General features: G+C 70.2%; 20 protein-coding genes and 1 pseudogene. 8 read left to right on the forward strand and 13 right to left on the reverse strand.

Features of this window, described 5'->3' with window-relative positions:
• Nucleotides 1-12: 12 nt before the first annotated feature.
• Nucleotides 13-915: an SGNH/GDSL hydrolase family protein gene (locus B5557_RS31370; protein WP_079662605.1), complete on the reverse strand. Its 903-nt coding sequence runs from the start codon at nucleotides 913-915 to the stop codon at nucleotides 13-15.
• 263 nt (nucleotides 916-1,178) lie between these two features.
• Between B5557_RS31370 and B5557_RS31375 the strand changes: the two genes are divergently transcribed.
• Complete coding sequence (locus B5557_RS31375; RefSeq protein WP_079662606.1) at nucleotides 1,179-1,673, forward strand: DUF3145 domain-containing protein; 495 nt, start codon at nucleotides 1,179-1,181, stop codon at nucleotides 1,671-1,673.
• A 69-nt stretch (nucleotides 1,674-1,742) separates the two neighbouring features.
• Here the strand turns inward: B5557_RS31375 and B5557_RS31380 are convergent, their stop codons facing one another.
• The 5 genes from B5557_RS31380 to B5557_RS31400 form a co-directional block, all read right to left on the reverse strand.
• Entirely contained in the window at nucleotides 1,743-3,023 is a 1,281-nt protein-coding gene (locus B5557_RS31380; RefSeq protein WP_079665109.1) for a beta-ketoacyl-[acyl-carrier-protein] synthase family protein, read from the reverse strand.
• A gap of 79 nt (nucleotides 3,024-3,102) precedes the next feature.
• Nucleotides 3,103-3,351 (reverse strand): acyl carrier protein, encoded by a 249-nt coding sequence (locus B5557_RS31385; protein WP_057583001.1) that lies wholly within the window; start codon nucleotides 3,349-3,351, stop codon nucleotides 3,103-3,105.
• Nucleotides 3,352-3,431: 80 nt separating this feature from the next.
• Nucleotides 3,432-4,433, reverse strand: coding sequence for a ketoacyl-ACP synthase III (locus B5557_RS31390; RefSeq protein WP_079662607.1), 1,002 nt, complete (start codon nucleotides 4,431-4,433; stop codon nucleotides 3,432-3,434).
• 9 nt (nucleotides 4,434-4,442) lie between these two features.
• Nucleotides 4,443-5,363: an ACP S-malonyltransferase gene (locus tag B5557_RS31395; RefSeq protein ID WP_079662608.1), complete on the reverse strand. Its 921-nt coding sequence runs from the start codon at nucleotides 5,361-5,363 to the stop codon at nucleotides 4,443-4,445.
• An 89-nt stretch (nucleotides 5,364-5,452) separates the two neighbouring features.
• Nucleotides 5,453-6,658 carry a PucR family transcriptional regulator gene (locus tag B5557_RS31400; protein ID WP_079662609.1) on the reverse strand — a complete coding sequence of 402 codons (1,206 nt, stop codon included), beginning with the start codon at nucleotides 6,656-6,658 and terminating at the stop codon, nucleotides 5,453-5,455.
• Between the two features lie 105 nt (nucleotides 6,659-6,763).
• On the opposite strand from B5557_RS31400, the gene B5557_RS31405 reads away from it, so the two are divergent.
• On the forward strand, nucleotides 6,764-7,417 hold the full coding sequence (locus tag B5557_RS31405) for a pirin family protein (protein ID WP_079662610.1): 654 nt from the start codon (nucleotides 6,764-6,766) through the stop codon (nucleotides 7,415-7,417).
• Here B5557_RS31405 and B5557_RS31410 read toward each other — a convergent pair whose 3' ends face one another.
• Both B5557_RS31410 and B5557_RS31415 read right to left on the reverse strand, forming a co-directional pair.
• Entirely contained in the window at nucleotides 7,418-8,242 is an 825-nt protein-coding gene (locus B5557_RS31410) for a serine hydrolase domain-containing protein (protein WP_079662611.1), read from the reverse strand.
• 30 nt (nucleotides 8,243-8,272) lie between these two features.
• On the reverse strand, nucleotides 8,273-8,743 hold the full coding sequence (locus B5557_RS31415) for a GNAT family N-acetyltransferase (protein WP_079662612.1): 471 nt from the start codon (nucleotides 8,741-8,743) through the stop codon (nucleotides 8,273-8,275).
• Between the two features lie 97 nt (nucleotides 8,744-8,840).
• Between B5557_RS31415 and B5557_RS31420 the strand changes: the two genes are divergently transcribed.
• Nucleotides 8,841-9,305, forward strand: coding sequence for a MerR family transcriptional regulator (locus B5557_RS31420; RefSeq protein ID WP_079662613.1), 465 nt, complete (start codon nucleotides 8,841-8,843; stop codon nucleotides 9,303-9,305).
• Nucleotides 9,302-10,318: an aldo/keto reductase gene (locus tag B5557_RS31425; RefSeq protein ID WP_079662614.1), complete on the forward strand. Its 1,017-nt coding sequence runs from the start codon at nucleotides 9,302-9,304 to the stop codon at nucleotides 10,316-10,318. The genes B5557_RS31420 and B5557_RS31425 overlap by 4 nt, the downstream gene beginning before the upstream one ends.
• A gap of 65 nt (nucleotides 10,319-10,383) precedes the next feature.
• On the opposite strand, the gene B5557_RS31430 is transcribed toward B5557_RS31425, so the two are convergent.
• From B5557_RS31430 to B5557_RS31440, 3 genes are all read right to left on the reverse strand, one after another.
• Entirely contained in the window at nucleotides 10,384-11,238 is an 855-nt protein-coding gene (locus B5557_RS31430; protein WP_079662615.1) for a DUF4429 domain-containing protein, read from the reverse strand.
• Between the two features lie 58 nt (nucleotides 11,239-11,296).
• Entirely contained in the window at nucleotides 11,297-12,514 is a 1,218-nt protein-coding gene (locus tag B5557_RS31435; RefSeq protein ID WP_079662616.1) for an alpha/beta hydrolase, read from the reverse strand.
• Between the two features lie 108 nt (nucleotides 12,515-12,622).
• Nucleotides 12,623-13,249, reverse strand: a complete 627-nt coding sequence (locus B5557_RS31440; RefSeq protein ID WP_079662617.1) for a TetR family transcriptional regulator — start codon at nucleotides 13,247-13,249, stop codon at nucleotides 12,623-12,625.
• Between the two features lie 66 nt (nucleotides 13,250-13,315).
• Here B5557_RS31440 and B5557_RS31445 point away from each other — a divergent pair, with 66 nt between their 5' ends.
• Together B5557_RS31445 and B5557_RS45430 are read left to right on the forward strand one after the other, a co-directional pair.
• Nucleotides 13,316-14,935 carry an MFS transporter gene (locus tag B5557_RS31445; RefSeq protein ID WP_079662618.1) on the forward strand — a complete coding sequence of 540 codons (1,620 nt, stop codon included), beginning with the start codon at nucleotides 13,316-13,318 and terminating at the stop codon, nucleotides 14,933-14,935.
• A 227-nt stretch (nucleotides 14,936-15,162) separates the two neighbouring features.
• A complete protein-coding gene (locus B5557_RS45430; protein WP_079662619.1) occupies nucleotides 15,163-15,471 on the forward strand; it encodes a small hydrophobic protein in 309 nt (102 codons plus the stop codon).
• Between the two features lie 9 nt (nucleotides 15,472-15,480).
• Here B5557_RS45430 and B5557_RS31455 read toward each other — a convergent pair.
• Both B5557_RS31455 and aceE read right to left on the reverse strand, forming a co-directional pair.
• Nucleotides 15,481-16,197: pseudogene (locus B5557_RS31455) on the reverse strand (potassium channel family protein); the annotation flags it as partial.
• Nucleotides 16,198-16,273: 76 nt separating this feature from the next.
• Entirely contained in the window at nucleotides 16,274-19,021 is a 2,748-nt protein-coding gene (aceE, locus tag B5557_RS31460) for a pyruvate dehydrogenase (acetyl-transferring), homodimeric type (protein WP_079662620.1), read from the reverse strand.
• Between the two features lie 371 nt (nucleotides 19,022-19,392).
• Between aceE and B5557_RS31470 the strand changes: the two genes are divergently transcribed.
• Entirely contained in the window at nucleotides 19,393-19,830 is a 438-nt protein-coding gene (locus tag B5557_RS31470) for a DUF3052 domain-containing protein (protein WP_057583034.1), read from the forward strand.
• A gap of 130 nt (nucleotides 19,831-19,960) precedes the next feature.
• Complete coding sequence (locus B5557_RS31475; RefSeq protein WP_079662622.1) at nucleotides 19,961-20,419, forward strand: peroxiredoxin; 459 nt, start codon at nucleotides 19,961-19,963, stop codon at nucleotides 20,417-20,419.
• The last annotated feature ends 88 nt before the right edge of the window (nucleotides 20,420-20,507 follow it).

Below are 20,507 nucleotides of genomic sequence, written 5' to 3' on the forward strand. Positions count from 1 at the left end.
TCCGGACCCTCGTTACGAAGCCTTCGCCGTCACCCCGCGGTAGGCGATCTCCGCGAGCCGCGCCTGCCCGTTCTTGCTCGGATGGAACCAGTCCCAGTGGCTCAACTGATCCGTGCCGAACCGGTAGTCGTACACCGCGCCGCCGTCGAACCGGCACCGCACATCCTTCGCGCAGACCTCCTTCAGCACCGTGTTGTAGTCCTCCACCCGCTTCTGCACGGTGTCCCGCCGCAGTGTCGCCGCAGAGTCCAGCGCGTCCGCGTCGCCCAGCATCGACGGGCAGATGCCCAGCTTCCAGATCTGCTTGCCCAGCGCGTTCGTCCGCCCCTGCGACCACAGCCGCTTCAGGTTCGGCACGCTCGCCACATACACCTGCGTCTTCGGCAGTGCGCGGCGCAGCGTGCTCATCGCGTCCTCGAACTGGGTCCGGAAGTCGGCCACCGACGTCATCGCCGAGGTGGAGTCCCGGCAGGCGTCGTTCGCGCCCGCCATCACCGTCACCAACTGCGGCTTGTCGGCCGCCGCCTGCGTCATCTGAGCCGGCAGGTCCGCCATCCGCGCCCCGCTGGAGGCGTGGTTCCAGCTGTGCGTGGCCGCCTTCGCCGCGCCCAGCAGGCGTACGGCGAGACTGTTGACCTCGGTGCTGCTGCCGGTCGCCCAGGACACCTCGGGGCAGTCCGCGAGGACCGTACACGCGTCGAAGCCGCGGGTGACCGAGTCGCCCACCGCCGCGACCGAGTCGGGGCTGGAGTCCCACACCGAGGCCGGCGACGGCGACGGCTTCGCCTGCCGCGCCTGCGTGCCCGCGGCGGCGGGGCTGTCGCCGCCCCCCAGAGCGTCACATCCGGCCAGGCCCAGTACGGCCGCCGTGGTGCCCGCGAGCACGGCTCGCGTGTGCCGGTATCGCTTTCGCATCCGCTGGTGTTCCCCTCGCTCCTCGAACAACGCCCCCCTATGACAACGCGCGGGAGTTCCCGGCGAATCATCACCCACAAGATGGAACGCTTCCCGCCCGTACAGGCGTCCTGCCGAGTGAATGGCGGTGGTTTCACGGCACTGGGACCGACGGTACGTCACACTCCTTGCGCCGCCGCAGGGTAGCCTCGCCATCAACGCGGCTGTCCGCCACCGCCGCCACGCCAGCCTGCAAGACTGTCCCGCTCTGCCCGGAGGTCCCGGTGACGACACGTGGAGTTCTGTACGTGCACTCCGCGCCGCGCGCGCTGTGCCCGCACGTCGAGTGGGCGGTGGCCGGGGTGCTCGGCACGCGCGTCAGCCTCGACTGGATCCGGCAGCCCGCCGCGCCCGGCACCTGGCGCTCGGAGTTCTCCTTCAAGGGCGAGGCCGGCACGGCGTCCAAGCTGGCGTCGGCGCTGAGAGGCTGGCACCTGCTGCGCTTCGAGGTCACCGCCGAACCCTGCGCCACCGCCGAGGGCGAGCGCTACAGCTGCACCCCCGACCTCGGCATCTTCCACGCCGTCACCGGCATCCACGGCGACATCCTGATCCCGGAGGACCGGCTGCGCGCGGCCCTGCTGCGCAGCAGGCGCGGCGAGACGGACCTGGAGAGCGAACTCTCCAAACTCCTGGGCAAGCCGTGGGACGACGAACTCGAGCCGTTCAGGTACGCGGGCGAGGGAGCACCGGTGCGCTGGCTGCACCAGGTGGTCTGAGCCACGTTCCGGACACGTGAAGGGCCCCCACCGGCCGGTGGGGGCCCTTCAGTTGCGTACAGGCGTTTTTCAGACCGAGCGGAACGCCAGGACGACGTTGTGGCCGCCGAACCCGAACGAGTCGTTCAGGGCGGCGATACGGCCCTCGACGGGCAGCTTGCGGGCCTCGCCGCGCACGATGTCCGCGTTGGCCTCGGCCTCGGGGTCGAGGTTCTCGACGTTGATGGTCGGCGGGGCGACCCGGTGGTACAGCGCGAGGACCGTCGCGACGGACTCGACACCGCCCGCGCCGCCCAGCAGGTGACCCGTCATCGACTTGGTGGCGGAGACCGCCATGTGGTCGGCGTCGTCGCCGAACACCTTGCGCAGCGCCTTCAGTTCCGCCACGTCACCGGCCGGCGTCGACGTCGCGTGCGCGTTGACGTGCACGATCTCCGCCGGGTCCAGGTCGGTGTTGTCCAGCAGGTTCTGCAGGGCGTGCGAGATGCCGCGGCCCTCGGGCTCCGGCTGCACGATGTCGTGCGCATCGGCGGAGATGCCCTGGCCGACCGCCTCGGCGTACACCCGCGCACCGCGCCTGGCGGCGTGCTCGGCGGACTCCAGGACGATCACGCCGGCGCCCTCGCCGAGGACGAAGCCGTCACGGGCTACGTCGTAGGGACGCGAGGCGCCCTGCGGGTCGTCGTTGTTCTTGGACATCGCCATCATGTTGCCGAACGCGGCGATGGGCAGCGGGTGGATCGCCGCCTCCGTGCCGCCGGCGACGACGATGTCGGCGCGGCCGGTGCGGATCATCTCGATGGCGTAGCCGATGGCCTCCGCGCCCGAGGCGCACGCCGAGACCGGCGTGTGCACGCCCGCGCGGGCGCCCACGAGCAGACCCACGTTGGCGGAGGGGCTGTTCGGCATCAGCATGGGAACGGTGTGCGGGGAGACGCGGCGGACGCCCTTCTCCTTCAGCACGTCGTACTGGTCGAGGAGGGTGGTCACGCCACCGATGCCGGAGGCGATGACCGCGCCGAGCCGGTCGGCGTCGACGTCGCCCTCGCTGCCCGCCTCGCCGGCCTTGCCGACGAAACCGGCGTCCTTCCAGGCTTCCTGGGCCGCGATCAGCGCGAACTGCGCCGAGCGGTCCAGCTTGCGGGCCTGCGGCCGCGGAATGACCTCAAGAGGCTCCACCGCGACCGGGGCCGCGATACGGACGGCCTGCTCGGCCGCCCACTCCTGCTCCAGGGCCTTGACACCGGACTTGCCGGCGACCAGACCCTCCCAGGTCGAGGCTGCGTCGCCACCCAGCGGTGTGGTTGCGCCGATACCGGTGACGACCACGGTGCGATTGGTCGGGCTCACGGATTCTTTCTCCAACATTGCGAGGATTCAACGGCGCCACCGCCGGGTGGCGGGGCAGTTCAGCCCAGGGATCGGCTGATCAGGCCTGGTGCTTGAGGATGTAGCTCGTCGCGTCACCGACGGTCTTGAGGTTCTTGACGTCCTCGTCCGGGATCTTGACGTCGAAGCGCTCTTCGGCGGCGACGACGACCTCGACCATGGACAGCGAGTCGACGTCCAGGTCGTCGGTGAAGGACTTGTCCAGCTGGACGTCCTCAACCGGGATGCCGGCGATCTCGTTCACGATGTCGGCGAGACCGGCGACGATCTCTTCCTGAGTGGCGGCCATGTGGGCGCTCCTTCGTAGATATCCAGAGGGTGTGGCAGTGGTGCTTCCCGTACCGGACCAGGTGATCCGGCACGGAGTGCCTAGGGGAGGGTAACGACAGTGGCGGCGTAGACGAGACCCGCCCCGAATCCGATGACGAGCGCGGTGTCGCCGCTCTTCGCCTCGCCGGTCGCCAGAAGCCGCTCCATCGCGAGCGGGATCGAGGCGGCCGAGGTGTTGCCGGTGGTGCGCACGTCACGGGCGACGGTGACGGACTGCGGCAGCTTGAGAGTCTTCACCATCGAGTCGATGATCCGCTCGTTGGCCTGGTGCGGGATGAAGACGTCCAGTTCGTCGGCGGTGATGCCGGCGGCGTCCAGCGCCTCCTTGGCGACCTTCGCCATCTCGAACACCGCCCAGCGGAAGACCGCCTGGCCCTCCTGCGTGATCGCGGGGAACTTGGCGACCTCGCCGTCGCGGTAGTCCGTCCACGGCACGGTCTGCTTGATGGTGTCCGACTTGTCGCCCTCGGAGCCCCAGACCGTCGGGCCGATCGCCGGCTCCCTGGACGGGCCGACCACGACCGCGCCCGCACCGTCGCCGAACAGGAAGGCCGTCGCGCGGTCCTCCAGGTCGGTCAGGTCGGACAGCCGCTCGACACCGATGACCAGCACGTACTCGGCGGAACCCTCCACCACCATGCCCTTGGCGAGGGTCAGGCCGTAGCCGAAGCCCGCGCAGCCGGCCGAGATGTCGAACGCGGCGGCCTTGTCCGTGCCGAGCTTGTCGGCGATCTCGGTGGCCACGGCCGGAGTCTGCTTGAAGTGCGAGACGGTCGACACGACCACCGCGCCGATCTGCGCGGCGGTGATCCCGGCGTCGGCGATCGCCTTGCCGGACGCCTCGACCGACATGGCGGCGACGGTCTCCTCGTCGTTCGCCCAGTGCCGGGTCTCGATGCCGGAGCGCGAGCGGATCCACTCGTCGGAGGAGTCGATCGTCTCCAGGATGACCTCGTTGGGCACGACCCGGGTGGGCCGGTAGCCGCCCACGCCGAGGATGCGCGCGTACGGGGCGCCCTTGCTGGGCTTGATCTTCGCCATCAGGGCTCCTTAGGCGACGCCGAACTCGGCGATGAGCGCACGAGCGGCGTCCAGGTCGTCAGGGGTCTTCAGCGCCAGCGTCCGCACGCCGGGCAGGGCGCGCTTGGCGAGGCCGACCAGCGTGCCGCCGGGGGAGACCTCGATGATCGCGGACGCGCCGAGCTCCTTGAAGGTCTCCATGCACAGGTCCCAGCGGACCGGGTTGGCGACCTGGCCGACCAGCCGGTCCAGGATCTCGGCGCCGGTGGCGACGGCCTGACCGTCCTTGTTGGAGACGTAACGGAGCTTCGGGTCGGCGGGGGCGAGATCCGCGGCGGCTTTGGCGAGGGTCTCCACGGCCGGAGCCATGTGGTGCGTGTGGAAGGCGCCGGCGACCTTCAGCGGGACGACCTTGCGGACGCCCTCGGGCTTGTTCTCGTTCAGCGCGGCGAGCTGCTCCAGCGTGCCCGCGGCGACGATCTGGCCCGCGCCGTTGATGTTCGCCGGGGTCAGCCCCAGCGTCCGAAGATGCGCGACGGACACCTCGGGGTCGCCGCCGAGCAGCGCCGACATGCCGGTCTCGGTGATCGCGGCGGCGTCGGCCATGGCCAGGCCCCGCTTGCGGACGAGGGTCAGCGCGGCGGTGTCGTCGAGGACGCCGGCGAAGACGGCGGCGGTGAACTCGCCGACGCTGTGGCCCGCGACGGCGCCCGGCGTCACCTCGTCACCCAGGGCCGCTGCGGAAACGATTCCGGCGGCGACGAGCAGCGGCTGCGCGATCGCGGTGTCACGGATCTCGTCCGCATCGGCGTTCGTGCCGTAGTGCACCAGGTCGAGGTCGGCGGCCGCGGACAGCGCCGCGAGGCGGTCGGCGACACCGGGGAGGTCGAGCCAGGGAGTCAGGAAGCCGGGCGTCTGGGCGCCCTGGCCGGGAGCGACGAGTACGAGCACTCTCACACTCTCTCTTGGGGACGGCCAAAGCCGCCCGTGGGGACAGGGACGAAGAACGGCAGGGGGTTTTGTGGAGTTCGAACAAAAGCCTAGGTCTGAGGTTCGCCATCGACCAGACGCCCCAGGATCAGCGCGATCCGGAGCGTGAACGCGGAGCGTACATCCGAAGGCGACCAACCGGTGACGTCAGTCACACGTCGAAGCCGGTAGCGCACGGTGTTCGGATGAACGAAGAGCATCCGTGCGGCCCCTTCGAGGCTGGACGCCTGTTCGAGATAGACGGAGAGCGTCTCCAGGAGGGCGGACCCGGCCTCCTCGAGCGGTCTGTAGATCTCCTCCACCAACTGCTCACGCGCACCGGGATCTCCGGCGATCGCGCGCTCCGGAAGCAGATCGTCCGCCAGCACCGGCCGGGGCGCGTCCTGCCAGGCGGAACAGGCCTTGAGCCCGGCGGCGGCGGCCTGCGCGGACCGGGTCGCGGCCAGCAGGTCGGGCACGACCGGCCCGGCGACGACGGGACCGGCGGCATACGGCCCGATCAGCGACTTGGCGACGCCGAGCGGATTGTCGCTCCCGCCCGCGATCACCACGAGCCGGGAACCGAGCACCCCCGTCAGCACCTGGAGCTTGGCGTGTCGCGCCGCCCGCCGGATGGCCTCCACCGTCAGCTCGGAGTCCCCGTCGGGCGCGGTCCCGAGGAGCACGCACACATGCTCGGGCGCGTTCCACCCGAGGGCGGCGGCCCGGCTCACGGCCCCCTCGTCGGCCTCGCCGCTCAGCACGGCGTTCACGACGAGCGACTCCAGCCGGGCGTCCCAGGCGCCGCGCGCCTCGGCCGCCTGGGCGTAGACCTGGGCGGTGGCGAAGGCGATCTCCCGGGCGTACACCAGGAGCGCCTCGCGCAGCACGTTCTCGTCGCCGGGGGCCGCGACCTCGTCGATCGCGGACTCCATGACCTCGATGGTGGTCCGCACCATCTCGACGGTCTGCCGCAGCGTGATGGCCCGCGTCAGTTCACGCGGTGCCGTGCCGAACACATCGGTGGAGATCGCCTGCGGGGCGTCCGGGCGCCGGAACCACTCGGTGAAGGCGGCGATACCCGCCTGGGCGACCAGCCCGATCCAGGAACGGTTCTCCGGGGGCATCGCCCGGTACCACGGCAGTGTCTCGTCCATCCGCGCGATGGCCTGGGCGGCGAGACTTCCGGAGGACTTCTCCAGCCGTTTCAGCGTCGCGGGATGGGAGTGGACGGCGCGCGCCACGGTATCGGGGCGACTCGTTTCGGGTTCGGGCACGTGGACAAGACTGCCTTATCGCTGTGCTCGCCTGCGCCGGTGGGTCGTGTCGTCCTCGAACGCCGGACGGGCCGGTTTTCCACTCCCCGGGTCTACGGTGGTCCCGTGATGGACGTACGGCGCGCCGACGAGCGCTACCCGGGCGGGGACCAGGCCGCCGGCATCGAGTCGTGGCACGCCTTCTCCTTCGGCCCCCACTACGACCCCGACCACCTTCGCTTCGGCCCGCTGATCGCCTGCAACGAGGAGCGCCTCGCTCCCGGCGCCGGCTTCGACGAGCACCCCCACAGCCACACCGAGATCGTCACCTGGGTGGTCGAGGGCGAGCTCACCCACCGCGACTCGGCCGGCCACGAGACCCTGGTCCGCCCCGGGGACGTCCAGCGGCTCAGTGCGGCGGGCGGCGTCCGGCACGTGGAACGCAACGACGGCTCGACCCCCCTCACCTTCGTCCAGATGTGGCTGGCCCCCCTGGACCCCGGCGGCGACCCGTCCTACGAGATCGTCCACGGCATCGCGGACTCGACGCCGTACGCCGTCCCGGAGGCCGGTGCGATGCTCCACGTTCGGCGCCTGGCCGCGGGCGAGCGCACGGCCGTACCGGACGCGCCCTACGTCTACGCACACGTCGTACGCGGCGAAGTCCGGCTGGACGGCGTGAGGTTGGGCCCCGGCGACGCCGCGCGCATCGAGGACGCGAAGGACCTGGAGGCGCTGGGGGTGACGGAGGCGGAGCTGCTGGTGTGGGAGATGTCCTAGTTACCGGAGTTCCGCGAGCACCGCGTCCGTGAACGGCGGCCAGGCCTCGACCGCCCAGGGGCCGAAGGCGCGGTCGGTGAGGGCGACGCCCGCCGCCCCCGCGTCCGGGTCGATCCACAGGAACGTGCCGGACTGGCCGAAGTGGCCGAAGGTGCGGGGGGAGGACGAACTGCCCGTCCAGTGCGGGGACTTGGAGTCGCGGATCTCGAACCCGAGACCCCAGTCGTTGGGGTTCTGGTGGCCGTAGCCCGGCAGGACGCCCTTGGTGCCGGGGTACTGCACGGTCATCGCGGCGGCCACCGTGCGCGGGTCCAGCAGCCGGGGCGCCTGGACCTCCGCCGCGAACCGCAGCAGGTCCGTCACGGTCGACACCCCGTCCTTGGCCGGAGAGCCCGCGCCCTCCAGGGACGTGTCGGTCATCCCCAGCGGCTCCAGCACCGCCTGCCGCAGGTATTCGGCGAACGGGATGTCCGTCGCCTTCGCGAGATGGTCGCCGAGCTGCTCGAACCCGGCGTTGGAGTACAGCCGCCGCTCCCCGGGGGGCGCGGTCACCCGGTGCTCGTCGAAGGCCAGCCCGGAGGTGTGCGCGAGGAGGTGACGGACCGTGGACCCGGGCGGCCCGGCCGGCTCGTCCAGCTCGAGCGCCCCCTCCTCGTACGCGACGAGCGCGGCGTACGCGGCGAGCGGCTTGGTGACCGAGGCCAGCGGGAAACGCCGGCCGACGGGGCCATGGGTCCCCAGGACCGTACCGTCGGCCCGCACGACACCCGCCGCGGCGGAGGGAACCGGCCAGTTTTCGATCAACGCGAGGCTCTTCAACGACATGCCGACGAGCCTAGGGCCTGCCCGAGACGCTCACAGCAGCAGCTCCATCAGCGGGTCCGGCTTGGGCTTGAAACCGAGGGAAGCGTAGAGCGGCGCCGCGTCGGCGGAGGCCGTGAGGTGGACCTTCGACGCGCCCCGCGCGCGGAACCACTCCAGCAGCGCGTCCATGCAGGCGCGCGCGTACCCGCGGCGACGGGCGTCCGGATCGGTGGCGACACTGAAGACGTACCCGGTGATCCCGTGCGGGTCGCCGGCCCGCCCGATGCGGTACTCGATCGTTCCGACGACCAGCGCGGCCAGCGCCCCCGCCCGCTCCGGGTGCTCCACGACGAACGCCGCGAAGTCCCCGTCGGGCTCCGCCAGCCGCTCCCGCAACGTGGGCATCGACTCGACATGCCAGTCGGTGGACCCGTCCACGGGCCACATCGAGTCGATCATCACTTGACGCAGCCGCAGCAATTCGGCGGCGTCCTCGGGCAGGGCACGGCGTACGAGGCTCATGCCCCGCACGCTAACCAGTGTGATCAAGCGCCGTCCCCCGGTTTTCTTACCGTTTCCGCTTGCTTGGAGCGCACTCCAAGGCCATAGCGTTGGGGTCATGACGGTGATGGAGACCACGGGAACCAGGACCGACAGCTGCGCCGCCCCGCCGCACCCGCATCGGCGACCGGCAGGGCAGGACAGCTACACGATCAGTGAGGTCGTCGCCTTCACGGGCCTGACGGCGCACACCCTGCGCTGGTACGAGCGGATCGGCCTGATGCCGCACGTCGACCGCTCGCACACCGGTCAGCGCCGCTACAGCAACCGCGACCTGGACTGGCTCGACTTCGTCGGCAAGCTCCGGCTCACCGGCATGCCCGTCGCCGACATGGTGCGGTACGCGGAGCTGGTGCGCGAGGGCGACCACACGTTCACCGAGCGCTTCGAACTGCTCGAGTCGACCCGCCGCGACGTCCTGGCCCGGATCTCCGAACTGCAGGACACCCTCGCCGTACTGGACCGGAAAATCAGTTTCTATGCGGACGCCGGGCGCGTCTACGAGAAGGAGAAAGTCGGATGACCGACAGCACGATGCCGACGGCACGACTCGGCGCGGACGGCCCCGAGGTCGGCGTCCAGGGCCTGGGCTGCATGGGCATGAGCTTCGCGTACGGTCCCGCGGACGCCAAGGAGTCCCAGGCCACCCTGGAACGCGCCCTGGAACTCGGCGTCACCCTCTACGACACGGCCGACGCGTACGGCGCGGGCGAGAACGAGAAGTTCCTCTCCCCGTTCTTCAAGGCGCACCGCGACGAGGTCGTGATCGCCACCAAGTTCGCCCTGGCGGTCCACCCGGACGACCCGACCCGGCGGATCATCCGCAACGACGCTCCCTACCTGCGCAGTTGCGTCGAGGCGAGCCTGAAGCGGCTGGACGTCGACGTCATCGACCTCTACTACATGCACCGCCGCGATGTGAACGTGCCGATCGAGGAGACCGTCGGCGTGATGGCCGAACTGGTGCGCGAGGGCAAGGTGAAGCAGCTGGGGTTGAGCGAGGTGACGGCCGCCGAGCTGCGCGCCGCGCAGGACGTCCACCCCATCGCGGCCGTGCAGTCGGAGTGGTCGCTGTTCAGCCGGGACATCGAGGCCCACGTGGTGCCCGCGGCCCGCGAACTGGGCGTGACCCTGATCCCGTACTCCCCGCTCGGCCGGGGCTTCCTCACCGGCTCCTTCACCAACGCCGACCAGGACCTCACCGCCGACGACTTCCGCCGCCAGCAGCCCCGCTTCACCGGCGAGAACGCCGCCGCGAACGTGACGCTCCTGGACCCGATCCGCACGGTGGCGGAGGCCCACGACGCGACGATCGGACAGATCGCCCTGGCCTGGGTCCAGCAACAGTCCCAGGTCCACGGCCTGCCGGTGATCCCGATCCCGGGCACCCGCAAGCCGGGCCGGGTGGAGGAGAACGCGGCGGCGACCACCATCGAACTGACGCAGGAGGAACTGGCCCTGCTGGAGCCGATCGCAGGCAAGGTGGCAGGCGACCGCTACGCCGACATGAGGTTCACCTCCGCCGGACGCGAGTAGAGCTGCCTGGGGAAAGGGGCAAGCGGCAAGGGAGAGAAGGGGCAAGGGAGAGAAGGGTGCGGCCCCTAGAGCTCGGCCAACAGCTCGGCCTTCTTCGCGGAGAACTCCTCGTCCGTGACGAGCCCCGCGCTGTGCAGTTCCCCGAGATGCCGGATCCGTTCGGCGATGTCGCCAGGATCCCGGCGGGGCGCAGCCGCCGCCGGGATGGCCGCCGCAGTCCCGCGCCCGCGGACCGCGGCCAGGACCGCCGCCGCGAACGGCAGCGACTCGTGCACCGGCCCGTACCCCAGCCCGAAGACGACCGTCGCCGGATCCTGGTCGGCCTGCACCGGCGCGGGCTCCCCGTTCAGCAGCCGTAGATGCCCCTCGAACACCTCCGGCGACCGCCATTCGACCCCGCTCAGCTCGGAGACGGCGAAACTCTGGTCGCCCGCCTTCCACTTCGCCGACGACGCGCCCGTCCAGAACCACCGGAAGCGCACGGTACGCCCGTCGAACGAGGCCTTCCCGTCGTACGCCTTGAAGGACAGCGGCGCCTCGGGAGCGTCCACCAGGAAACGATCCGCCGGACCGGAGTCGGTCAGTCGTGACTTCAGCTCGTCCGCGTAGTACTCGGCGAGCGTCTCGCGTTCGGCGGGCAGTACCAGCCGGTACGGGTCGCACCCTTCCTTGAGCTGCCCCGCCGCGGCCTCCATCAACGGGTCGGCTCCCGGCCGCGGCTCCGCGTGCAGGACGACCGTCCCCCGCTTGCCGGGGGCCAGCGTCACCCGGCCGACGGCCGCCAGCGGAATCCGGCGCTCTCCCAGCGCCGACAGCAGCTTGGGCGTGCGCAGCCCCCGTTCGTAGCGGATGAGGACGGAGTCGGACTCGAACTCCCAGGCGGCATGAAATCCGGCCAGTACGTCACCCATGCGGCTCATCGTATGCGGGACACCCATTTCTCGTCCCCTCTCCGCGCGCGCCGTAATTCCTGTGTCTCTACGCGCGTCCGGCCTTTGTCGTGTCGGACAAACCCGTCGTGCAGGCATCGTCGTCGTGGGCGCACTCCACCGAGCGGTACGAGCCAGTGCCGATCTCGGCGAAGTTGCGCAGGCTGTCCGTACCCGGTTGGAAGTAGCCGCCGTGGCCCTTGGCGTCCCGTGCCGACAGCACCCGGGCGCCGAAGGCCTCCGCCATCGGGTCCTCCCCGTGCCCGAGGCCGCCGACCTCCAGGTGCGGAATGTCCTGGATCCAGTCGTCGGCGTCCCGCATCGCCCACACCCGGGCGTCGGTGTCCAGCTCGGCCGCCTTCTCCACCCGCATGCCGGGGCTGCCGGCCACCGCTATGTCGGCCACCCGGTCCGGCATGGCGTGCGCGGCGACCCCGCACACCACGGAGCCGTAGCTGTGGCAGAACATCGAGACGGGCGCGCTCCCGGGCAGGGCGTCCAGCAGGGCGTTCAGCCGGACGGCGCCGCTCTGGGCGCGCATCGCGGTGGCCGAGTCGATGCCCAGGCCGTCGGGGGAGGTGTAGTCGGCCCAGGCGATCACGGCCGTACGCGTCGAGGGGCTCGCCTCGCGCTCGGCCGCGTAGAGGGCCTGGGCCATGCCGACGGGCGCCGAGTACTTGCGGTTCGTGCGCTGGAAGGTGAGCAGGTCGGTGTCGACGCCGGGGACGACGACGGAGATCCGCTCGGCCTTGTCGAGGCTGCCGAACACCTCGGCGACCCGGCCGGAGCCGTCGGGGTCGAAGGCGAGGATCTGCCGGCCGGCCGCGCTCAGCGCCTCGTAGCGGTGCATGCGGCGGCCGGCCAACTGCTGCCCGGAGGGCGTGAGGCGGCTGTCGTGCATGCGGGTGCGCTCGAGGCGGATCTGCTGGAGCAGGGCGACCCGGTTGGCGCGGTAACGCAGTTCGGCGGGGGCGCCGTTCATGTTGCCGACCGCGAGCGGGTAGCCCTGCGCGAGCGCGGTGCGCTGCGGGTCGGTCAGCGAGGCGAAGAAGCGGGCGAGGCGGGCGGGGGCCGCGTCGAGATCCGGCAACTGGTGGCCCGCGAGCCGGCCGTGCTCCCACGCGGTGCGCGCGGCCTGGACGGCGGTGCTCTCCCGGTGCTGGCGGTTGGCGGTCCAGCCGGTGGTCGCCAGCATCACGAACACCACGGCCAGGGCGGCCAGGGCGCGCCAGACGCTGAGTTGAGGGGAGGTGTCGAAGGAAGTCACTGAAAGGACACACTAGGAGAACGGGAGGGTCTCGGGTGACCCAAGTGACGGGGATCACGTTTCATTCGGCGTGGGAATGGTCATAAAGCCCTTCAGGCCTTCGCGCTCTCAGGTCTCGCGCCAGCCGCCCAGCAGGGCCGGGCCCACCCCGTCCAGGTTCAGGGCCGTCAGCGCGCGCACCCCCTCCAGGCTGAAGTCGTCGCCGAGGGTCCACTGCCGCTCCGTCACCCGTATCACCCCGCTGAACACGGCCACCACCAGCCGCGGCCGCGGATCGGCGTCCACGTCGAGGCCCTCGCGTTCGCCGATCACCCGCGCCAGGGTCTCCTCGACCTCCGCCGACCGCCGCAGATGCGCGGCGAGCAGCACCGGCGTCGACTCGATCACCCGGTACAGCCGCAGATACGTCTCGACCGGTACGACGGACTCGACGACGTCATTGATCGCGTACCAGTCCTCCACGACGGCCTGGCGCAGGGCCTCCAGCGGCGCCTCGTGCGGAGGGCGTTCGCGCACCGCCGCCACGAACCGCGCCACCGTCATCTCCACCAGGGCCAGCGCGGCCTCCTCCTTGCCGGCGAAGTAGCGGAAGAAGGTGCGCTGTGACACGTCGACGGCCTCGGCGATCTCGTCGACGGTCGTCCGCTCGTATCCCTGCGAGGTGAACAGCTCCACCGCGGCCCGCAGCAGCGCCTCCCGCGTGCGCTGTTTCTTGCGTTCGCGCAGTGTTTCCATAGGTGTCAGTTACCGACTTGTGAACTCGTTTGTCAATTGTCAGTGGCTGTCACTAGCCTCGAACACATGACTAGTCAGACCACCATCGACTCGACGGGTCCGGGGGGCAAGGCGCCGGCAGACCCGTCGGAGGGGCCGCTCGCCAAGGGGCTGCGCGGCCACCCGTGGTTCACCCTCATCACCGTCGCCGTCGGCGTCATGATGGTGGCCCTCGACGGCACCATCGTGGCCATCGCCAACCCGGCCATCGCCAGCGACCTCGGCGCCACCTTCGCCGAGGTCCAGTGGATCACCAACGCGTATTTCCTCGCCCTGGCGGTCTCCCTGATCACCGCGGGCAAGCTCGGTGACCGCTTCGGCCACCGTCAGACGTTCCTGATAGGCGTCGTCGGCTTCGCCGCCGCGTCCGGTGCGATCGGCCTGTCCAGCAGCATCGGCGCGGTCGTCGCCTTCCGGGCACTGCAGGGCCTGTTCGGCGCGCTGCTGATGCCGGCGGCGCTCGGGCTGCTGCGCGCGACCTTCCCGGCCGAGAAGCTCAACATGGCGATCGGCCTGTGGGGCATGGTCATCGGAGCCTCGACCGCCGGCGGCCCGATCCTCGGCGGCGTCCTCGTCGAGCACGTCAACTGGCAGTCGGTGTTCTTCATCAACGTGCCGGTCGGCGCCATCGCGCTCGTCCTGGGTGTGCTGATCCTGCTCGACCACCGCGCCGAGAACGCCCCGCGCTCCTTCGACCTGCTCGGCATCGCCTTCCTCTCGGGTGCGATGTTCTGCCTGGTCTGGGCCCTCATCAAGGCCCCGACGTGGGGCTGGGGCGACGGCCTGACATGGGCGTTCATCGTCGGCTCGGTGGTCCTCTTCGCGGCCTTCGCCCTCTGGGAGACGAAGGTCAGGGAGCCGCTGATCCCGCTGGGGCTGTTCCGCTCCGTCCCGCTGTCGGCGGGCGTCGTCCTCATGGTCCTGATGGCGATCGCCTTCATGGGCGGTCTGTTCTTCGTGACGTTCTACCTGCAGAACGTGCACGGCATGAGCCCGATCGACGCGGGCCTGCACCTGCTCCCGCTCACCGGCATGATGATCGTCGGCTCCCCGCTCGCGGGCGCGGCGATCACCAAGCTCGGCCCGCGCATCCCGCTGGCCGGCGGCATGGCCGCCACCGCGATCGCCATGTACGGCATGTCCACGCTGGACACGGACACCGGCAGCGCTGTGATGTCGATCTGGTTCGCCCTGCTGGGCTTCGGCCTCGCACCGGTCATGGTCGGCGCGACGGAGGTCATCGTCGGCAACGCCCCGATGGAGCTGTCGGGCGTCGCGGGCGGACTGCAGCAGGCGGCCATGCAGATCGGCGGCAGCCTCGGCACGGCAGTGCTGGGCGCGGTGATGGCGTCCAAGGTGGATGGCGACCTGCCCGCCAACTGGAAGGGCGCGGGCCTGCCCGAGCTCACCCCGGCCCAGCTGGACCAGGCCTCCGAGGCCGTCCAGGTCGGCGTCGCGCCGGTGGCGAAGGGAACACCCGAGGCGGTCGCCGCGAAGATCACGGACGTCGCCCATGACACGTTCATCTCCGGCATGAGCCTCGCGTCGCTGGTCGCGGCCGGGGTGGCGGTCGTCGCCGTGTTCGTCGCGCTGCTCACCAAGCGCGGGGAGAACGCGGAGGCGGGCGCGGGCGTCGGTCATATCTGACGGGACTTCAAGAAGTTTCCCCTATCAGGGTGACAACGCTAAAGGTTCCTCGCATCCGGCACGCGTCGCAGGTCACAGTTAGTCAAGCCCTCCGGATGGGAGGGCGGTCAGGGCCGCGGCGCGCTGCCGGAGGGGGACAGCGCGCCGCGGCCCTGACCGGTTCGGCGGGCATGAACCGCGCGCCGTGGGTACCCGGCCATCGAAACATCCCCGGAACCAGGGAGTTGATGATGGCCGGCTTCGGACACGGCACGCGCAGGTACCCCCGCTCACGTGGCCGCATGGGGTCACGGACCGGGCCGGATCGCGCGACGCTCGGCCTTGTCGGCCTCGTCTGTGCGGTCGCCGGGTTCTTCGCGCTGGGGATCGTCCTCGGCCCCGCGGCGATCGTCTGCGGCTGGCTGGCCATGGGCCGCACCTGGGCGGGCTCCCGCCCGGTACCGGCCCTGGTCGCCGTCGTCCTCGGTGCGATCGACACACTGCTGGCGATCATCTGGCTGGCGGGCGCGGCGGGCACGGGCAACGGGCTGCTGTAGTGGACCGGGCTGCAGTGCCGCGACCTGCGCGCGCAGGGCCCGTACCTCCTCCGTCAGGGCCAGGATCGCCTCCGTCTGGGCGCGTTCCTCGACGTCGTCCTTCTCGAAGCGCTCGATGAACCACGCCGCGATGTTCGCGGTGACGACACCGAGCAACGCGATCCCGGACAGCATCAGCCCCACGGCGATGATCCGGCCCAGCCCGGTGGTCGGGGAGTGGTCCCCGTACCCCACCGTCGTCATCGTCGTGAACGACCACCACAGCGCGTCACCCAGGGTGCGGATGTTCCCGTCCGGCGAGTCCCGCTCCACCGACAGCACGGCGAGCGAGCCGAACATCAGCAGCCCGACGACCGCCCCCACGACATACGTCGTCATCCGGATCTGCGAGGCCATCCGCGCCCGCCGCCCCACCAGCAGCAGCGTCGCGACCAGCCGCAACAGCTTGAGCTGCTGCACCACCGGCAGCACCACCGCGCACAGGTCCATCCAGTGCGTACGGACGAACTGCCGCCGGTCGGACGCCAGCGCCAGCCGGATCACATAGTCCATGGCGAACGCCCCCCACACCACCCACTCGACCGTGGTGCACAGGTTCGTCAGCGTGTGGTCCGCCGAGGTGTCCACGATCGGGACGGCGTAGGCGACGGCGAACACCACGGCGAGGGCGAACAACGGCCGCTGGGTCCACAACTCCCACCGGCCCTGCGCCGATTGTTCTTGCATGCTCGCATCGTAAAGAACGAGTAAGGGCGGTGGAGCCACGAGCCCCACCGCCCCATCCCCGTGGTACGGCTACGCGCTACGCGTCGCCGCCCGCCGCCCCCGGGTCGGCCGCGGCGACGTCCAGCAGCTGGTAGCGGTCGATGGCCTGCTTCAGCAGGGACCGGTCGACCTTGCCCTCCCGGGCCAGCTCGGTCAGCACGCCCACCACCACCGACTCGGCGTCGATGTGGAAGAAACGGCGGGCCGCGCCCCGGGTGTCGGCGAAGCCGAAGCCGTCCGCGCCCAGCGACTGGTACGTGCCCGGCACCCACCGCGCGATCTGGTCCGGCACCGACCGCATCCAGTCCGAGACGGCCACGAACGGACCCTCGGCCCCGGTCAGCTTCCGCGTCACGTACGGCACCCGCTGCTCCTCCTCCGGGTGCAGCAGATTGTGCCGCTCGACCTCGACGGCCTCGCGCCGCAGCTCGTTCCAGGAGGTCGCCGACCAGACGTCCGCCTTGACGTTCCAGTCCTCGGCGAGGATCTTCTGCGCCTCCACCGCCCACGGGACGGCCACACCGGACGCGATGATCTGCGCCGGGATCTGGCCGGCCGTGCCCGCGCTGAAGCGGTGGATGCCCTTGAGGATGCCCTCGACGTCCACGTTCTCCGGTTCGGCCGGGTGCTGGATCGGCTCGTTGTAGACGGTGAGGTAGTAGAAGACGTCCTCGCCGTGCGGATGCTCGGCCGAGCTGCCGTACATGCGGCGCAGCCCGTCCTGCACGATGTGCGCGATCTCGAAGCCGTACGCCGGGTCGTAGGCGACACAGCCCGGGTTCGTCGAGGCCAGCAGCTGCGAGTGGCCGTCCGCGTGCTGGAGACCCTCACCCGTCAGGGTCGTACGGCCGGCGGTCGCGCCCAGGACGAAACCGCGCGCCAGCTGGTCCGACATCTGCCAGAACTGGTCGCCGGTGCGCTGGAAACCGAACATCGAGTAGAAGACGTAGACCGGGATGAGCGGCTCGCCGTGCGTGGCGTACGCCGAGCCCGCCGCGATCAGCGAGGCCGTGCAGCCCGCCTCCGAGATGCCGTCGTGCAGCATCTGGCCGGTCGGCGACTCCTTGTAAGCGAGCAGCAGGTCCCGGTCCACGGCCTCGTACTGCTGGCCGAGCGGGTTGTAGATCTTCGCGCTCGGGAAGAAGGAGTCCATGCCGAACGTGCGGTACTCGTCCGGCGCGATCAGCACGAACCGCTTGCCGAGCTCCTTGTCCCGCATGAGGTCCTTGAGCAGCCGTACGAACGCCATGGTCGTGGCGATCGACTGCTGACCCGAGCCCTTCTTCACACTCGCGTACGTCTTGTCCTCGGGCAGCACGAGCGGCTTCGAGCGGACGACGCGGGTCGGGACGTAACCGCCGAGGCCCTTGCGGCGGTCGTGCATGTACTGGATCTCCTCCGAGCCCCGGCCCGGGTGGAAGTACGGCGGCGCCCCGGACTCCAGCTCCTTGTCGGAGATCGGCAGGTGCAGCCGGTCACGGAAGCCCTTGAGGTCGGCGACCGTCAGCTTCTTCATCTGGTGCGTGGCGTTGCGGCCCTCGAAGTTCGGGCCCAGCGTCCAGCCCTTGACCGTCTTGGCCAGGATGACCGTCGGCTGGCCGGTGTGCTCCACGGCCGCCTTGAACGCCGCGTAGATCTTCTTGTGGTCGTGACCGCCGCGGCCCAGATGCAGGATCTGGTCGTCGCTCATGCCCTCGACCATCGCGCGCAGCCGCTGGTCGTCGCCGAAGAAGTGCTCGCGGATGTACGAGCCGGACTCGGTGGCGTAGGTCTGGAACTGGCCGTCCGGCGTCGTGTTCATCCGGTTGACGAGGATGCCGTCCCGGTCCTGCGCGAGCAGCGGGTCCCAGGAGCGGTCCCAGATCAGCTTGATCACGTTCCAGCCGGCGCCCCGGAACACCGACTCCAGCTCCTGGATGACCTTGCCGTTGCCGCGCACCGGCCCGTCCAGCCGCTGCAGGTTGCAGTTGACGACGAAGGTCAGGTTGTCCAGGCCCTCGCGGGCGGCGATGGTCAGCTGGCCGAGCGACTCCGGCTCGTCCATCTCGCCGTCGCCGAGGAACGCCCACACGTGTGACTTCGACGTGTCGGCGATCCCGCGCGCGTGCATGTAGCGGTTCATCCGCGCCTGGTAGATCGCGCCGATCGGGCCGAGGCCCATCGACACCGTCGGGAACTCCCAGAAGTCCGGCATCAGCCGCGGGTGCGGATACGAGGACAGACCGTGCGGCGCCTTGGACTTCTCCTGGCGGAACGCGTCCAGGTTGTCCTCGCTGAGCCGGTCCAGCAGGAACGCGCGCGCGTAGATGCCCGGGGAGGCGTGGCCTTGGAAGAAGACCTGGTCACCGCCGTCGCCCTCGTCCTTGCCGCGGAAGAAGTGGTTGAAGCCGACGTCGTAGAGGGACGCGGAGGAGGCGAAGGTGGCGATGTGGCCGCCCACGCCGATGCCCGGGCGCTGGGCCCTGGACACCATCACGGCCGCGTTCCAGCGGGTCGCGTTCAGGATCCGCCGCTCGATCTCCTCGTTGCCCGGGAAGAACGGCTCGGCCCTGGTGGGGATGGTGTTGACGTAGTCCGTGCTGCGCATCTCGGGCACGGCCACGCGCTTCTCGCGGGCCCGCTCGATCAGGCGCAGCATGAGGTAGCGGGCCCGCTCCCGGCCGCGCTCGTCGATCGCGGCGTCGAGGGAGTCGAGCCACTCCTGGGTTTCCTCGGGATCGAAGTCAGGAACCTGACTCGGAAGGCCGCCAATGATGATCGGGTTGCGATCGGATCCGGAAGCCACGCTGTTCCTTACCTGTCAGAGGGCTGTGTGGGGCTGGGTGGGGGAATGGGCGAGGGTGACCTGCACAGCCCCCATCGTGTACCTAGGGGCCGCAAACGTCATCTCTACCCCTAGGTAACCGGCACTCGTTCGAATCTCGTACCCTTGGATGGTTCTCAAATACGCAAACAGGGCAGATGGGTGTGGCGTATGTCACTTTCCGTCTGGATCTCATGCCTGGAGTTGCGTCGACACGGCCAGGATCGTCACCGTTTCGGCGGTCCGAACCGCCGGGTACTTGCGCGATCCGTCCCGCCCGTGTGGACTACGGCCAATGCTTCGCGCACGCGCGTGGCTGAGTTAGTTCCCGAATCATGATCAGGAGGCAACCCGTGAGCGCGACCGCGGACCACGCGGAGGAGCGGACGAGCCCTGCCGTCAGGCTGGGGTTCCAGCCCGAGCAGGTGGTCCAGGAGATCGGCTACGACGACGACGTCGACCAGGAGCTCCGCGAGTCCATTGAGGAAGTCATCGGCAGCGATCTGGTGGACGAGGACTACGACGACGTCGCCGACGCCGTAGTGCTCTGGTTCCGCGACGATGACGGAGACCTGACGGATGCGCTGGTGGACGCCACCACGTACATCGAAGAAGGCGGGTCGATCCTCCTCCTGACGCCGAAGACCGGCCGTACGGGGTACGTGGAGCCCAGCGACATCTCCGAAGCCGCGACGACTGCGGGTCTGTCGGCCAGCAAGAGCGTCAGCGTGGGCAAGGACTGGAGCGGCAGCCGGCTGGTGACGCCCAAGGCCGCCAAGTCCAAGAAGTGACCTCGTCGAGGTAATCCGGTCTGGAAACGGACGGGCCGACCGACTCCGGTCGGCCCGTCCGCCGTCCCGTGGGGCCCGCTGCGTAGGGTGTTCTCACCCAGACAGCCCCACCCGAAGGGACATCCACGCGATGGCGATCCAGGTCGGCGACAAGGCCCCCGACTTCGAGCTCAAGGACAACCACGGGGCGACCGTGAAGCTCTCCGACTTCCGGGGCAGCAAGAACGTCGTCCTCCTCTTCTACCCCTTCGCCTTCACCGGCGTCTGCACTGGTGAGCTGTGCGAGGTACGCGACAACCTGCCGAAGTTCGCAGACCGCGAGACCCAGGTGCTCGCCGTCTCCAACGACTCCATCCACACCCTGCGCGTCTTCGCCGAGCAGGAGGGCCTGGAGTACCCGCTGCTGAGCGACTTCTGGCCGCACGGCGAGGTCTCCCGCGCCTACGGCGTCTTCGCCGAGGACAAGGGCTGCGCGGTGCGCGGCACCTTCGTCATCGACAAGGAGGGCGTCGTGCGCTGGACGGTCGTCAACGCGCTGCCCGACGCGCGCGACCTCGCCGAGTACGTCACGGCACTCGACACCCTCTGATCCCCTCCGGTCCCGCCGCCTGCCCGGCCCGGCGCCGACACCCTGTGATTCTTCGGCTCCAAGGCCTGCGTGGGGCGGGAACCCGTCA

It is taken from the genome of Streptomyces sp. 3214.6 (assembly GCF_900129855.1).
Classification (GTDB): Bacteria; Actinomycetota; Actinomycetes; order Streptomycetales; family Streptomycetaceae; genus Streptomyces; species Streptomyces soliscabiei.